Origin of the sequence: Streptomyces sp. DSM 15324 (assembly GCF_001514285.1) — a bacterium.
Taxonomy (GTDB): domain Bacteria; phylum Actinomycetota; class Actinomycetes; order Streptomycetales; family Streptomycetaceae; genus Streptomyces.
In genome coordinates this window covers 56,029-70,684 of sequence record NZ_KQ949037.1, presented here as the reverse complement: position 1 = coordinate 70,684, position 14,656 = coordinate 56,029, and the positions used below count along the sequence as shown (strand labels likewise).

Annotated in this window: 11 protein-coding genes and 2 pseudogenes; 7 read left to right on the top strand and 6 right to left on the bottom strand. The window is 68.3% G+C overall.

Going from position 1 to position 14,656, the window contains the following annotated elements; genetic code table 11:
* Positions 1-36: 36 nt before the first annotated feature.
* Positions 37-999, bottom strand: coding sequence for a cyclase family protein (locus AQJ58_RS35485; protein WP_067257852.1), 963 nt, complete (start codon positions 997-999; stop codon positions 37-39).
* Entirely contained in the window at positions 996-1,991 is a 996-nt protein-coding gene (locus tag AQJ58_RS35480) for a fumarylacetoacetate hydrolase family protein (RefSeq protein WP_067257849.1), read from the bottom strand. Before AQJ58_RS35480 ends, AQJ58_RS35485 begins: the two co-directional genes overlap by 4 nt.
* 151 nt (positions 1,992-2,142) lie before the next feature.
* Here AQJ58_RS35480 and AQJ58_RS35475 point away from each other — a divergent pair, with 151 nt between their 5' ends.
* A complete protein-coding gene (locus tag AQJ58_RS35475) occupies positions 2,143-3,063 on the top strand; it encodes a LysR family transcriptional regulator (RefSeq protein WP_067257847.1) in 921 nt (306 codons plus the stop codon).
* A gap of 12 nt (positions 3,064-3,075) precedes the next feature.
* On the opposite strand, the gene AQJ58_RS35470 is transcribed toward AQJ58_RS35475, so the two are convergent.
* From AQJ58_RS35470 to AQJ58_RS45095, 3 genes are all read right to left on the bottom strand, one after another.
* Entirely contained in the window at positions 3,076-3,663 is a 588-nt protein-coding gene (locus AQJ58_RS35470; RefSeq protein ID WP_067257844.1) for a carboxymuconolactone decarboxylase family protein, read from the bottom strand.
* A 71-nt stretch (positions 3,664-3,734) separates the two neighbouring features.
* The gene (locus tag AQJ58_RS45100) at positions 3,735-3,989 is read right to left on the bottom strand and encodes a helix-turn-helix transcriptional regulator (RefSeq protein WP_234360396.1); all 255 of its coding nucleotides are present in this window, start codon (positions 3,987-3,989) and stop codon (positions 3,735-3,737) included.
* A 139-nt stretch (positions 3,990-4,128) separates the two neighbouring features.
* Complete coding sequence (locus AQJ58_RS45095) at positions 4,129-4,515, bottom strand: hypothetical protein (RefSeq protein WP_234360395.1); 387 nt, start codon at positions 4,513-4,515, stop codon at positions 4,129-4,131.
* Between the two features lie 276 nt (positions 4,516-4,791).
* Between AQJ58_RS45095 and AQJ58_RS35460 the strand changes: the two genes are divergently transcribed.
* Both AQJ58_RS35460 and AQJ58_RS45540 read left to right on the top strand, forming a co-directional pair.
* Complete coding sequence (locus AQJ58_RS35460) at positions 4,792-5,799, top strand: maleylacetate reductase (RefSeq protein ID WP_234360394.1); 1,008 nt, start codon at positions 4,792-4,794, stop codon at positions 5,797-5,799.
* 390 nt (positions 5,800-6,189) lie between these two features.
* Positions 6,190-6,312 (top strand): hypothetical protein, encoded by a 123-nt coding sequence (locus tag AQJ58_RS45540; protein WP_267892121.1) that lies wholly within the window; start codon positions 6,190-6,192, stop codon positions 6,310-6,312.
* Between the two features lie 57 nt (positions 6,313-6,369).
* Here the strand turns inward: AQJ58_RS45540 and AQJ58_RS35455 are convergent, their stop codons facing one another.
* Positions 6,370-8,685 (bottom strand): beta-L-arabinofuranosidase domain-containing protein, encoded by a 2,316-nt coding sequence (locus tag AQJ58_RS35455; RefSeq protein WP_067257842.1) that lies wholly within the window; start codon positions 8,683-8,685, stop codon positions 6,370-6,372.
* Between the two features lie 1,301 nt (positions 8,686-9,986).
* On the opposite strand from AQJ58_RS35455, the gene AQJ58_RS35450 reads away from it, so the two are divergent.
* From AQJ58_RS35450 to AQJ58_RS41940, 4 genes and pseudogenes are all read left to right on the top strand, one after another.
* A complete protein-coding gene (locus tag AQJ58_RS35450) occupies positions 9,987-11,411 on the top strand; it encodes a glycoside hydrolase family 43 protein (RefSeq protein ID WP_067257840.1) in 1,425 nt (474 codons plus the stop codon).
* A gap of 197 nt (positions 11,412-11,608) precedes the next feature.
* Positions 11,609-13,177 carry an alpha-L-arabinofuranosidase B gene (locus tag AQJ58_RS35445; protein WP_067257836.1) on the top strand — a complete coding sequence of 523 codons (1,569 nt, stop codon included), beginning with the start codon at positions 11,609-11,611 and terminating at the stop codon, positions 13,175-13,177.
* Positions 13,178-13,267: 90 nt separating this feature from the next.
* Positions 13,268-14,368, top strand: a pseudogene (locus tag AQJ58_RS41945) (alpha-L-arabinofuranosidase); the annotation flags it as partial.
* A 60-nt stretch (positions 14,369-14,428) separates the two neighbouring features.
* Positions 14,429-14,634 (top strand): annotated as a pseudogene (locus tag AQJ58_RS41940) (abortive phage infection protein); the annotation flags it as partial.
* Positions 14,635-14,656: the final 22 nt, after the last annotated feature.

The following is a 14,656-nucleotide window of genomic DNA, read 5'->3' as shown; positions in this document are numbered from 1 at the left end:
GCGATCCAGCTACTTCACGGCGATCGGGCCGATGCGCTACTTGACGGCGATGGGGTTGACGGGTGAGCCGACGGCTCCGGTGATGGGCAGGGGCGCGGCGGTGAGCCAGAACTCGTACACGCTGTCGGCCGCGCAGTCCTCGGCGAGGGCGTCGAGGTCCCACATCTCGCCGATCAGAAGGCCCATGTTGGGGATGACGACCTGGTGCAGCGGTTGGAAGGCGTTCTCGAACTCGTTGGGCCGGACCTCGAATCCCCAGGTGTCGGTGGCGATCGCGGCGATCTCGGTCCGGTGCAGCCAGCCGGCGGTGGTGAAGGACAGGCCGGGTGCGTCACCGCCCGCGTATTCGCCCCAGCCCTCGCGCCGGACCCGGGCCAGCTGCCCGGTGCGCACGAGGACGATGTCACCCCGGCCGACGATGACGCCGTGTGCCTCGGCCGTGGCGGTCAGGTGCTCCTCGGTGATGGCGAAACCGTCGGGCAGTTCGCCGTCGACGCCGATGGCCCGTCCCACGTCGAGGAGGACGCCGCGCCCGGCGACGTGCGGGGCCATGTGCTCGATGCCGGTGACGAGGTCACCGTCGGAGGTGACGACCTTGTCGGCCCGCCGCCCGTTCCAGGCGAAGCCGTGGTCGAAGACGTGGCCGAGTCCGTCCCACTGGGTGGAACACTGCAGCGGCATCGTGATGAGGTCGTCGGCGCCGCCGATGCCGTGCGGGGTGCCCTGGTTGCCGAGCGCCGCGTCGGCCCCGGTCATCAGCATGGTGTGGATGGGGTTGGTGCGCCTGAGCCAGCCTCTCTGCGGTCCGTTCATGTCGAAGCGCTGTGAGAGAGAGAAACTCACCCCGCGTCGGCCCAGGGCCATGCCCTCGCGGCGTTTCGCCTCGTCGAGGAAGTTCAGGGTGCCGAGAACGTCGTCCTCTCCCCAGCGTCCCCAGTTCGAGTACGCCTTCGCGGCCTCGGCGATCGCGCCCTCGGGGTCCCGCCGGTCCAGCCTCATGCCGGTGTCTCCGCCACACAGCGGGTGCGCTGCACACCGAGCCCGGTGATGGATCCCTCCATGACGTCACCGTCGCGCAGCAGGCGTCCCCAGTGGATGCCGTTGCCGGCCGGACTGCCCGTGAGCACCAGGTCACCGGGCAGGAGCCGGGAGGTCTGGGAGATGTACGACACCAGCCGTGCGATGTCGAAGAGCATGTCCTTGGTGGACTCGTCCTGCATGGTGTCGCCGTTCAGCTTCAGCGTGACCCGCAGGTCACCGGGGTCCGCGATTGACTCGGCGGGGACGATCCAGGGGCCGAGCGGGGTGAAGCCGGGAGCGTTCTTGCTGTGCAGCCAGTCGGTGCCGATGCCGGGCATGTCCTGGCGGAAGACGGTGGCGCGGTCGGTGAGGTCGTTGGCGATGGTGTAGCCGGCGACGTACTCCAGCGCCTCCTCCACAAAGACCTGGTGGGTGGGCTTGGCGATCACGGCCGCCAGCTCCAGTTCCCAGTCGGGCTGTGCGGCCCATGCGGGGAGTACCACGTCGTCGTACGGGCCGGTGATCGCGCTCGGCAGACCGATGAACACGTAGGGCAGGTCCTCGCGCGCTCGCCGGTCCATGACCTCCGCGAACTCCGTCCGCGCCTCCTCGACCGTGCGGGGGTCTTCGGGGGCGCGGTGGGCGACGGCCAGGTCGATGACGTGCTGCCGGTAGTTGGCGCCGGACTGGAACACTTGCCGTGGCTCCACCGGGGCATGTACCCGCAGGCCGTCGAGCGGCAGCCAGTCGTCGGTCGTGTCCGCGGCCAGAGTGCGCAGACGGGGCAGCACCTCGTCCCAGCCCTCCAGCAGCCTGCGCACGGTGAGCTCCGGCGCGCCCAGAGCGGCACGCAGGTCAAGCACGCGGCGGCCCGGCACGACCAGAGCGGGGAACGGATCCCGGCCTGGTGCGCTGACGGTGCCGAGGGCGAAGGGGCCGGAGAAGGTCGGTGAATCAACATCACGTTTCACGGATGTGTCCTCTCGGTGGCGGTGCGACTAATCTGGCCGCACCGCATCTGATTGGGGAAATCGATTCGCCGGATGAAGCTCATCGGCGGCACCGATGAGCTTCTTGTCTCGTCTCTCGTCTTGCGGCGGGTGACCAGCCCTCGGGAGCGCCATGCACCTGGCCAGCCTTGACCTCAATCTCCTGGTTGCTCTGCGCGCTCTGCTGGAGGAACGCAACGTCACCAAGGCCGGGCAGCGCATCGGGCTCAGCCAGCCCGCGATGAGCGGCGCCCTCGCGCGACTGCGCCGGCATTTCGACGACGAGCTCCTCTTCAGGACTGGCAACAGCTACGAGCTGACCGCCCTCGGCCAGGCGTTGCTGGACCGGACGGCCAGGGCCTGCGACATGGCGGAACGGGTCTTCAGCAGCCAGGCCGAATTCGACCCGGCCGAGGACCGCCACGAGTTCAAGATCATCATTTCGGACTACGCGGTGACGGTCTTCGGCACCGAACTGACCCGCACCATTCACGCGGAGGCGCCCGGGGTCCGGCTCCATTTCGAGCTGACTCCCGCCACGGTCACCGAGGAGACGGCCGCGCTGCTGAGCACCACCGACGGGATGCTGCTGCCGCACGGCTTCATCAGCGGTTACCCGGCGGTCGAGGTCTTCCAGGACCGCTGGGTCTTCGTGGTCTCACAGGACAATGCGGAGGTGGGCGACGAGCTCACGCCGGACGACCTGAGCCGGCTGCCCTGGGTGACGTACCGGCGGCTGTACGACACACCGTCGACGCGGCAGCTGAGCATGCTCGGCATCGAGCCCCGCTCTGAGGTCTCCGCCGACACCTTCCAGGCACTGTGCTTCCTCGTCGCCGGAACCGGGAGAATCGCTCTCGTCCAGGCCAGGCTCGCCGAGCGGCTGCGGGACGCCGCAGGCATTCGGATCATGGAGCCGCCGTGCGGCGCCATGCCCCTCCACGAAGCTCTCTGGTGGCACCCCGTCCACACCCACGACGCGGCGCACACGTGGCTTCGCGAGACCATCGCGCGGGTCGCGAAACGGATGGCAGAGCGCTCACCGGAGGGGTGACCGAGTTTTCCCTCAGGGCGCTGACGGCCTCGGCTCGCCTTCCTCACCTGCGAAAACGCGGAGCTGCAGGGCGAGCGTGGAGTAGTAGCCCACCAGGGTCGTCAGCTCGAACAGGCCGCGCTCGCCGATCGCCGACACGGCCGTGCCGTACTCGTCGTCACCCAGGTTGCCGGACCGCAGCAGGGCGGCCGTGGTCTGCAGCGCGATGGTCTCGTCGGGATCGGTGGGGGTCGGCAGCGCACCGGAGCGCAGGGAGCCGAGCTCCTCCTCGGTCAGACCGCAGGCACGCCCCACGGCCTCGTGCGCCTCTCGTTCGAAAGCGCTGCCCCAGTGAGCGGCGACGAGGAGCACGGCCATCTCCCGGACACGGTCGCTGAGCGAGGACTGGTAGCGCACCGCCGCACCCACGGTCTGCAGAGCGGCGCCGATCGGAGGGCTGAGAAGCATCGCGTTGAACGGTCCCCGAAGCCGTCCTTCGCTGTCGGTGAGGGCGAACAGCTGGGGACCGGCGGCGCGTGGGCCTCCGGAGATGGCCTGGTAGACCGCGGCCTGCTCCTCGTTCAGACCGCCGGGGAGAAAACCCGCAAGGCGCGCGACCATCGTCGCTCCTTTCGTTCGACGACGGGGAACTATAGCCCGCTGCAGCCGGCGCGCCTCACGCAGCGATTCCGTCAGCCCTCGCGGCGCAGGACGGCCGGCGTCGTGCCGAGTTGGGCACGGATCACTCGGGTCAGGTGCTCCTGGTGGGAGAAGCCGCATGCCGCCGCCACCTGCGCGATGGGCATGGAACCCGCGCGCAGCAGGCGGGCGGCCTGCTCCACGCGCAGGCGCACGAGGTACCGGTGGGGAGGACACCCGACGCGGGCCTTGAAACGCCGGGCGAACTGGCTGACGCCGAGACCCGCGGCCGAGGCGAGGTCCTCCAATGCCAGCGGCTCGGAAAGCCGGGCGTCGATGAGTTCCCGAACGGCCGCGAACTGCCGGTCGGTGAGCCCTGCCTGCCGCCCCGCGCCCGCTCGTCGACCCGTTGCCGCACGTTGTGGCGACGGGCCAGCTGGGCCGCGGTCATGAGCGCGAGCTGATCCGCGTAGGTGCCGGCACTGGGCTCCCAGCGCCGTACGACACCGTCCAGGCCAGAACCAGCTGCTGCAGGAGCGGATCCGTGGTGCCGAACTCCTCCTCCAGCCGTACCGGCCGGACACCATCTGCGGTCGCTTGGAGGGCCGCGTCCGACAGGTAGACATGCACGGTGTTCAGGTAGCCGCCGAGTTCCACGTCCAGCTCCGTCTCGGCCGGATGCAGGAACAGACCGCCGGGTGGCACCTGCCGCGCGGCCGTCAACCCGCGGCGTCCCCTGCGGACGGTGACCGGCCCGTCCAGATGCAGGATCACCAGGTGGCTGCCGGCTCCCTGAAAGGCATCCCGGTACGGCAGTTCCCGCTGCGTTGACACATACAGCCTCTCCCAGCCGAGACCCGCACTCGTGCGGACGGGATGCACCCCTGGCCGAACCAGTATTCCGTGGGTGTCACCGAGTCACATCTCGCTCATGCGGCCCTCCTTCGCGGCACAGTGTTGCTGCCTTCCGTACGAGCGGGCAAGCACGGACCAGGCGGCGGCCGACGCCGTTTCTGTGCAGAGCGATGCCGAGATTGTGCAGGAACGCCGGTGCACGGCCTCGAATACTGCGACAGACCCCCTGACCCCCGTGGCACGGAGAGCAGCTTCATGAGGAGTTTTGTGCACACGGCCAGCCCGAGCCGGGTGGTCTTCGGCGCGGGAACGCTCCCGCAGGTCCACGATGAGGCCGAACGGCTCGGTGGGTCCCGGGTACTGCTCCTCTCCGACGGATCACCGGTCCTGCGCAAGGACACCGAACGGCTCCGTGAAGTCCTGGGCGACCTGGTGGTGGCCGAGTTCGATGGCGCGGCCATGCACACCCCCGTCGAGGTGACCGAGCAGGCCCTGGGCCTCCTGCGCGACCAGCGGGTGGACTGCCTCGTGGCCATCGGCGGCGGCTCGACGACCGGCCTCGCGAAGGCGCTGGCGGTCCGCACGGACCTGCCTCAGATCATCGTGCCGACCACCTATGCCGGTTCCGAGGTCACCCCCGTGCTCGGCGAGACGGTGGACGGCCGCAAGGTCACCCGGTCCTCACCCGCGATCCTGCCGGAAACGGTCGTCTACGACGTCGAGCTCACCCTCGGTCTCCCCGTCGCCATGTCCGTGACCAGTGGCATCAACGCGCTGGCCCACGCCGTGGAAGCCCTCTACTCGCCGGACGCCGATCCCGTCACCGACGCCATGGCCCTGGAAGCGGTCGCCGCCATCGGCCGAGCCCTCCCCGCCCTCCACGACAGTCCCTCGGACGTGAAGGCACGGGCGGATCTGCTGCAGGCGGCATGGCTGTCCGGCAGCTGCCTCGGCGCCGTCGGCATGGGACTGCACCACAAGCTCTGTCACACGCTGGGCGGCACCTTCGGCCTGCCGCACGCCGAGACCCACACCGTGATCCTCCCGCATGCCATGGCGTACAACGCGCCCGCCGCTGAACAGACGATGGAACGCATCGCGCGCGCCTTGGGCGTGCCCGACGCCCCCACCGGCGTCTTCGACCTGATCCGCGGGGTCGGCGGCCCGACGTCGCTGCGCGATCTCGGCATGGCCGAGGCCGACCTGGACCGCGCGGCGGAACTGGCCACCGTAATGAAATCCGCTCCCCATCTCCGCAGGTGAGGGTCGTCCCATGCGGCAGTACCAGGTGAAAACGATCAGCTCTCTCGAGCGCGGGGTCTGGCAGCGGCTCGCGACCGGGCTTTCGTCGCGAGCCTCAGACCCCGGAGGGCCCCGTACAACGACGCCGAGTGGCTCGTCGAGCTGGCGTCGTCGGTCATGGAGGAGCTGTGAGCGTGCGTGATGTGGCCGTTCGTGCTGACCGTTCCCCGGCTGGACTACATGGAGACGATCGACACCAACAGCCCAAGGCGTACTTCGACGAGGTGGTCCCCGTCGCGCCCATCGGTTTCCGTTCGCACATGCTGCTCGGCGCATCGGGCCGGTCCTACATCGCCTTCTGCGCAGAGCGGGAGCGGGAGGGCGGTCCTGCGCCGCCTGCGCAAGACGGTCATGTCCGCGCAGGAAGTGACGCGGCGCCACCTGGACGACCTGCGAGCCGCGGTGCACCGGATCGAAGAGCGGGCTTCGGCGGCCGTCCCGCAACGACACGGGCCCGGCGGCGACGAGATCTGACGACGAGGAAAAAGACCACACGCCGTCTTCCAGTCTCTTCACCAGCCACCGGAAAGGCTATGCGCCAGGCTGGTTCAGCACGATGCTCCAGCGGTTGTCGGCCGTGCCGTCGTCCGCGTCCTGGACCGCGAACGCGCCGACGGCGGTGGAGTTGCCCGCGATGGCGAGCAGCTTGCCGCTGTTCACGTTGCGGATCTTGTAGGTCCCGTCGCCCTGGTCGAGCAGGGTCCATTTGTGGTCGGCCGTGCCGTTGTCCGACCACTGCAGAACGGTCGCGCCGTCTGCCGTGTCCATGTTCAGGACGCCGAGCACCTTGCCGCTGTTGGCGTTGCGGAAGCGGACCGCGCTTCCATCAGTGATCATTTCCCAGTTGTGGTCGGCGGTGCCGTTGTCCGTCCATTGCAGAGCGCGGCTGCCGTTGGACGTGGACATGTTCTGAATACCCAGCAGGAGACCGCTGCTCGCGTTGACGAGACGGACGGTGTTGCCGGTGGTGTTCCAGTAGACGGTGTAGTTGAAGCCGTGCGCGTCGTAGAACGGGCCCAGGTTGACGGTGGAGCCGCTGGAGGTGGCGGTGAAGGCGAGTGAACTGCTGCTGGTCCGTTTGATCGAGGACGTGGTCAGCGCAGGGAGGGCACTGAGCGTGGAGTCACCGTAGGTGCCCGCGAGGACCACGGGGCCGTAGGTGATCGCGGCGACGTTGGCGTTGTCGTTGGCCGGTCGGATGCCGATCCGCATGGGCAGGCGGACGGTGACCGTGTCACCGGAGGTCCACGAGCGGTTCAGGGTGGCGTAACTGCCGGGCGTGGTGGTGATGTTCTGCGCGACGCCGTTGACGCTGATGGTGGCCCCGGTGGTCCAGCTCGGTATACGGATGCGCATCGCCCATGTTCCGCTGACGCTGCCGGTGACCTGAAGGGTCGTCGTGTCGCTGACAGGGAAGGTCGTCGTCTGGGTGACGGTGATGCCGCGCTCCGTCCAGGTGAGCACCGACGGCACGAACAGGTTCACGGTCAGCGTGGTGTCGTTGTGGAAGTAGATGGAGTCCATCAGCCGGGTGTGCATCTCCAGGCCCGTGCCCTGGCAGCACCAGAAGGTGCCGTAGTCGGTGCTCCAGGTGCCGCCGCCCAACGCCGGGCCCACCCCGCGTCGGCCTCCCGGCTTGAGGGGGGTGAAGTAGGTGACGTGGCCGTGGTCGTCGGCCGGGTTCTGCTGGCCGATGATCTGGTTCAGCCACGCCCGCTCGTAGTAGTCGAACAGTGCGACGCGGTTCGGGTCCAGCGTGAACAGTTCCCGGGTGAGGGTGAGCATGTTGATGGTGTTGCAGCTTTCGCATGTGTCGTTGGTCAGGTAGCCGGCGATGGCGTTCGGGGCGCGGAAGTGCTCCGCCTGGCTGTTGCCGCCGATGGCGTAGGTGTGCGCGTTGACGGTGATGTTCCAGGCGTTGGTGGCGATGTCCCGGTAGCGGGTGGTGCCGGTCGCCTTGTACTCGCGGGCGGCCCCGATCCACTTGGGGACCTGGGTGTTGGCGTGAATTCCGTTGAGCTGGTCCTGGTTGGCCGCCAGCGGGTCGAACACCGCGGCGTGGTCGAACCGCTGGGCGACGGTGAGCCACCGCGCGTCGCCCGTCTGCTGGTACAGATCGGTCAGCACGGCGTTCATGCCGCCGAACTCGACGCGCAGCATGGTCTGCATCTGCTGGGTGGTCAGCCGGCCGGTGCGCCAGTCGACCCATCCGGCCAGGGCGAGGAGCACGTCCCGGGCTTGTGTGCTGCCGATGTGGCGCCATACGTCCAGCAGGCCGGTGAGGGTCTTGTGGATGGTGTAGTACAGCACCTCGCCACTGGTTCCCTGCTCGAGAGCAGTGAAGTTGGACTCGGGGTAACCGGAGAGGTACCCGGGGTTGAAACCGGCGGCACTGTTGTTGGCCTGGCACTTGGCCAACTCCGCGACCATGTAGGTGGCCTTGTCCCGGCAGGTGGTGTCCCCGGTCACGGCGTACGACTGTGCCCATGCCGTCAGGAAGTGTCCCTGGATGTGGGTGCGGAAGCCGAAGTTCGGCGCGTCCCAGCCGCCGTTGGCGGTCGCGCCGTTGGTGGACAGCTTGTGGGTGGCACGGAAGTTGTACAGCAGCCGGTCGACATCGATGAACCGCAGGTAGTTCTGGGTGCGGTTCTGGTTGTCCAGCCACCGGCTCGCGGTGAGTCGGACCTGGCCGAGTTCGAAGGGGTGCGCCACGACCCCGATGTCGGTCCTCGCGGGGGCGATGGCCGCTCGGGCGGACGACGCGCCGAGGAAGGTTCCGGTGGCAGAGGCGGCCACGGTGGCCCCGGCCAGTTGCAGGAGACGACGTCTGCTGACGGAGGAAGACATCTCGAGCCTTTCGATACGGCAGAGCGACTGGTTGGACTTCTGATGTGCTGGCTCACACGTCCGACGGTCGGGCGTGGCGCGTCACGGGCTTGTGTGCTGCCGACGCGGCGCCCTACGGCCGACAGGCCGACGACATCTGCCCCATGCGGTTCGACTTTTCAAACGTCGTTCGAAATATGGAACACAGCTCTTCGCTGGCACATTGGATGGATTAAGGGGTATGGACACTGCTCGTGTCCAGCCGTGTGAACAAATTCTTTCCGGCTGTCGGGTCGTCCCGCAGTGCCGCGGCCACGTGCTGCGGGGGCGCCGTTCCACGCCCCGGTACACGATGACCTGCGGACACGCCATGTAGCCCCTCTGCGCATGCGGGTCGGCGGTCAGCTTCGCGCACCCGGCGGTGCAGAGCGCGGCGCCGGCCTCCACTTTGACGACCATGCGGGCGAGGTCGGCGCCGGTGTGGGGGAGGCCGTGGTGCGCGAAAGCTCCGCCCGCGGCCACCGAGGGGGTGGCGACGCCGGCGAGACCCACGGCCGCGGCGCCCGTGGCCTCGAGCAGGGTGCGCCGAGTGATCTGTCGTGTCGCGTACATGTACAGGAGACGGGGGGACGACGGGGCAATAACAGAAACCGGGGGACCTTGTGCAGTTGATTGCCTGACAGGGTTGAGCGCTGCGATGTGGCTGGTGATCGAGGGTGCGGCCGGCAGCGGGTGCGGTGTGCTGGGGGTTGCGCGGGCGAGGGATGTTGCTGGATGCGCGGGAGCGGAGGCGGCCGCTCGCTGCCTCCTTGAGGACCCCGTCGTCCCCCCAGAAGCGGACGGGGCTTATCTCGTACGAGCCGGGCCGGGGGCCGGGTGAGGGCCGGATCGCTCATCTGTACGTTCGGCGGATCGGATGTGTCGGATGTATTGACGCGCCCTCTTTTCCGGATCTAGCCTCTGCCCGATTTCACGAACAGCGTTCGATATGTCGTCCAACACGCCTGATCGAATAGTGAGTTGGCCATGAAGGCTTCCGTCCGAAGTGCCGCCCACCTGAAACGCCTGCACGGGCGCTGAGAGGCGCAGACGCCCGGCTCTTGTCGCGACCGCCCCACCCGGGCGGACGCGCGTGCTCGCGCGCCCTGACCCGCCGTCACCACGGTGTCCTGGGCGAAGCGGCCAAACCCCGTCGTTCGGATCCGTCCTTCCGGCTCGCGCGGTTGCCGGGTCCTCTCCCGCCCGTTCCGAGACCAGTTCCCCCCGCCCACCCCCGCTCCCCCTTCGCCCGGCGGTGGCACCCGCACACGACAGGAGATCCGATGTCTGCGCTCCGCGTTCGGCTGACGGTGATATTGCTCGCCGTCTGTCTCCTCTTCACAGGGCAAGCCCTGACCACGCCCCAGCGGGCGGCCGCCGCCGACCCCGGCTATCTGATGGTGCATTTCACCGGCGATTCCGCGACCGGTCAGATGCTGTACCTCGCTCACAGCACGGACGGCCTGCACTGGAACGACCTCAACGGCGGAGCACCGATCCTCAACTCCATGATCGGCACGAAAGGCGTGCGCGACCCCGCACTGGTGCGCTCTCCTGACGGGAGCAAGTACTGGATCATCGCGACCGACCTGTGCATCCGCTGCGGCTCGACGTACACCAACGGCAGCCCCAACTTCGTGGTGTGGGAGTCGACCGACCTGGTGACCTGGTCGAAGCCGTGGCTGCTCGGCGCCGCCGGACTGATCCCCGGCGGAAAGAACGCGTGGGCGCCGGAGGCGATCTGGAACCCCGAGACCAACGACTACGTCCTGTACTGGGCGACGAACGCCACGGTGAACGGCATCTTCAAGTACCGCATCTACTCCGCCCGCACCAAGGACTTCCGCACCATCACCACCCCGCAGATCTGGATCGACCCCCCCGGCAGCACGCCGGTCGTCGACACCCAGATGACGGAGGTGCCCGGCACCAGCCCCTACCGCTACCTGAGAGTCTCCGGCGACGGCCAGAACAACGTCGAGGGCAGCAACTCGATCCTGGGGACGTGGACCAACCTCGGCAACCTCTCCAGCATCGGCCTCACCGGCAATGTGGTCGAAGGCCCGGTCTGGATGAAGTTCAGGGACCGCAACGAGTGGGCCCTCTACATCGACTACAACAATCCGCAGGGCGTACGTGAATACCGGCCGATCCTGACGACCAACCCGTTCGACGTCAGCACCTACCGGCTTCAGGATGCGACCAGCTACGACATGGGCGGCACCCCGAAGCGGCACGGCGCGATCATGACCCTCACGGCCGCCGAGGAGAGCCGCGTGCTCGCCCGCTGGCCCAACACCCCCGCCCAGCGGCTCCAGTCGTACAACTTCCAGGACCGGTACGTGCGCCAGATCAACTTCGACGTGCGCATCGACCCGAACGTCAGCCCCGTCGAGGACTCCCAGTTCCGGATCAGGCCCGGCCTGGCCGGCACCGGCACCGTCTCCTTCGAGTCGGTGAACCACCCCGGCTACTTCCTGCGGCACGCCAACTACGACTTCCAGCTCGCCCTCTACGACGGCAGCAGCCAGTTCGCCGCGGACGCCACCTTCCGCAAAGTCGCCGGCCTCGCCGACTCCACCTGGTCGTCGTTCCAGTCGTACAACCACCCCGACCGCTACATCCGCCACTACGCCTACTACCTGAAGCTCGACCCGATCACCACCACGACGGGGCGCAGCGACGCGACCTTCGGCGTGACGAGCTGACCCGACCGTCTCACCGTGAGGCCTCACCGTGAGCGCTCTGCGGAGTCCGCCGCTCCGGCGGCGGACCCCCACACTCCGGGGACGGCGACCGCCGCCTTGGCCGGCCCCCGGAGCTACCGCCCGGGCCGGGCTGCCGCCGTGATGGCGGCACCCGGGAGTTCCATCACCTCCCGCTCCACTCTGCGTAGGAGTCCTTCGTGATCAAGAAACAGTGGATGCGCGGCGTCAGACGCGCGCTGCTCGCGGCCGGTGCCACCGCCGCGCTCGCCGCCGGTCTGCTCACCGCCACGGCCACCACCTCGCAGGCCGCCACCCAGGGGCCGTGCGACATCTACGCCGCGGGCAACACCCCCTGCGTCGCGGCACACAGCACCACCCGCGCCCTGTACGGGGCGTACAACGGCCCGCTGTACCAGGTCAAGCGTGCCTCCGACAACGCGACCAAGGACATCGGCCTGCTGAGCGCCGGCGGATACGCCGACGCCGCGCAGCAGGACTCCTTCTGCGCGAACACCAGCTGCGTCATCACGGTCATCTACGACCAGTCCCCCAAGGGCAACAACCTCACCCAGGCGCTCAGGGGTCACTGGCCCGGGCCGGCGGCGGGCGGGAACGACAACCTGGCCAACGCCTTCGAGGCGCCGGTCACCGTCGGCGGGCACAAGGCGTACGGCGTCTACGTGGCCCCCGGCACCGGCTACCGCAACAACAACACCAACGGCATCGCCACCGGCGACCAGCCCGAGGGCATGTACGCCATCTTCGACGGCACGCACGTCAACGGCGGCTGCTGCTTCGGCTACGGCAACGCCGAGACGACCGGCAACGACGACGGCAACGGCACCATGGAGGCCCTCTACTTCGGCACCAGCAAGGGCTGGGGCTGGGGCAGCGGCAACGGCCCCTGGGTCATGGCCGACCTGGAGAACGGCCTGTTCTCCGGGGTCAACCGCGGACTCAACGCGGGCGACCCCAGCATCAACAACCGGTTCACGACCGCCATGCTCAAGGGCGGCCCCAACCAGTGGGCCATCCGCGGCGGCGACGCCCAGTCGGGCGGCCTGTCCACCTTCTACAACGGCGTACGCCCCAACGACACCGGCTACAACCCGATGAAGAAGCAGGGCGCGATCATCCTCGGCATCGGCGGTGACAACAGCAACACCGGCCAAGGCACCTTCTACGAAGGCGTCATGACCCAGGGCTACCCCTCCGACGCCACCGAGAACGCCGTCCAGGCCAACATCACCGCGGCCGGCTACAACAGCGGCTCGACCAGCACCGGAACCCTCACCCCCGGTTCCCGGATCTCCCTGCAGGCCACCACCTCGCCCTGCTGCACCTCCCACTACCTGCGCCACAACGACGCCGACACCAAGGTCGTCATCTCCAGCATCAACACCGCCAGCCCGGCCACCGACAAGGCCGACGCCACCTGGATCGTCCGCAACGGCCTCGCCAACAGCTCCTGCCTGTCCTTCGAGTCCGCCGACAAACCCGGACAATTCCTGCGCCACTTCAACTACCAGCTCTATCTGAACACCGACAACGGGGCTACTGCGTTCGCGCAGGACGCCACCTTCTGCCCCACCACGGGCAACAGCGGCGTCGGCAAGTCGTTCCAGTCGTTCAACTTCCCGACAAAGTACATCCGCCACTACAACTACACGGCCTACATAGCCGGCAACGGCGGCACCAACGCCTGGGACAACACCAAGTCGTGGGCCCAGGACACCAGCTGGCTCACCGCGGCTCCCTGGAACTGACGAGGGACCGAACCCGTGGGCGGCTCCGGGCCGGGGCCACCCACGGGTTCTCCATCCCGCCCGCACCCTCCTACGCCCCGGAGGCACCAGATGAGCGCAACCCCCCTCCCGTCGCGCCGGCTCTTCCTCGGCATGGCCGCGGCCGTGCCGCTGTCCATGACCGGCGCGCTGCCCCTCGGCAGCCAGTCCGCGAGCGCCGCGACGACCTCCCCGTTCGTCATGGCCTACTTCACCCAGTCACCGAGAAACCTCGGCACGGACTACGGCCTGCACCTCGCCGTCAGCACCGACGCGCTGCAGTGGGTGCCGCTGAACCAGAACAACCCCGTCGTCACCCCGACCGCGGGCGACGGCGGTCTGCGCGACCCCGTCATCCTGCCCAAGCAGGACGGCACCTACGTCGTCATGGCGACCAACCTGAAGGGCACCGACTGGACCAAGAAGAGCCCGTACATCCACGTCTGGGACTCCGCCGACCTGCGCTCCTTCGACAACTACCGCCTGCTGAAACTGCACGACATGGCCACCCACACCTGGGCACCCGACGCCTTCTGGGACGCCTCCCGCGGCCAGTACGCCCTCATCTACTCGGCCGTGAACAGCAGTGGCCACAACGTGATCATGGTGAACTACACCACGGACTTCCAGACCGTGACGTCGCCGCAGGTCTTCTTCGACCCCGGCTACGACGTCATCGACGGCACCCTCGCCAAGAACGTGAACGGCGTCAACTACCTGTACTACAAAGGCCACAACAGCCTCACGGGTGCGAAGTCCACCTCGCTCGATCCGGGCAGCTTCACCCAGTTCACCTCGGGACTGGCGCCGCAGGGAGGCATCGAGGGCCCGATCCTCGCCCAGGCCGCCGGCACGTGGTACCTGTGGGGCGACGCCAACGCGCTGTTCTACACCTGGCAGACCAGCGACCTCTCCACCGGCACCTGGACCGCCACCGACCGGCGCACCTACACCCAGCCGCTGAACTCCAAGCACGCCGACATCAAGCAGATTCCCCAGACGGTGTACGACAACATGGTCGCCACGTGGGGAAAGCCGGCCTGGAACCGGCTGAAGTCCTACAACTTCCCGGACAGATACTGGCGGCAGGCCGACAGCATCGGCCGCATCGACCCGTACCCGTTCGACCCCTACACCGACTCGCGGATGATCGTGGCCACTCGTATTAGCGAGCTTCCATTCCTCTACGTACGGGAGTTGAGAAGTTCCAGCGCTGGGGCAAGCCCCTCGCCATCACCGAGCCTGTACGCGGCGATGGCCTTCGAGTTCGGGACCGCCGACGCCGAACACCACCCCGACAACCCCGACTCGACGTCGGCATGGCGAGCTACGGCATTTCCAAGGCGGTCAAGAAGCGTCCCGGCGAACCGAGTTCGCCCTGGCACCGGGAGCCGAAGGAGGCGTTCCACGCGCTCGCCCGACGGTATGCCTGTCGGTAGGACGGGGGTGCCGCCAGAGGCG

What these genes read in the sequence shown, in the direction of transcription:
- AQJ58_RS35485 (WP_067257852.1), bottom strand. Translation starts at nt 999, where the DNA reads ATGAGGCTGGACCGGCGGGACCCCGAGGGCGCGATCGCCGAGGCCGCG.
- AQJ58_RS35475 (WP_067257847.1), top strand. Translation starts at nt 2,143, where the DNA reads ATGCACCTGGCCAGCCTTGACCTCAATCTCCTGGTTGCTCTGCGCGCT.
- AQJ58_RS35470 (WP_067257844.1), bottom strand. Translation starts at nt 3,663, where the DNA reads ATGGTCGCGCGCCTTGCGGGTTTTCTCCCCGGCGGTCTGAACGAGGAG.
- AQJ58_RS35460 (WP_234360394.1), top strand. Translation starts at nt 4,792, where the DNA reads ATGAGGAGTTTTGTGCACACGGCCAGCCCGAGCCGGGTGGTCTTCGGC.
- AQJ58_RS45540 (WP_267892121.1), top strand. Translation starts at nt 6,190, where the DNA reads ATGTCCGCGCAGGAAGTGACGCGGCGCCACCTGGACGACCTGCGAGCC.
- AQJ58_RS35455 (WP_067257842.1), bottom strand. Translation starts at nt 8,685, where the DNA reads ATGTCTTCCTCCGTCAGCAGACGTCGTCTCCTGCAACTGGCCGGGGCC.
- AQJ58_RS35450 (WP_067257840.1), top strand. Translation starts at nt 9,987, where the DNA reads ATGTCTGCGCTCCGCGTTCGGCTGACGGTGATATTGCTCGCCGTCTGT.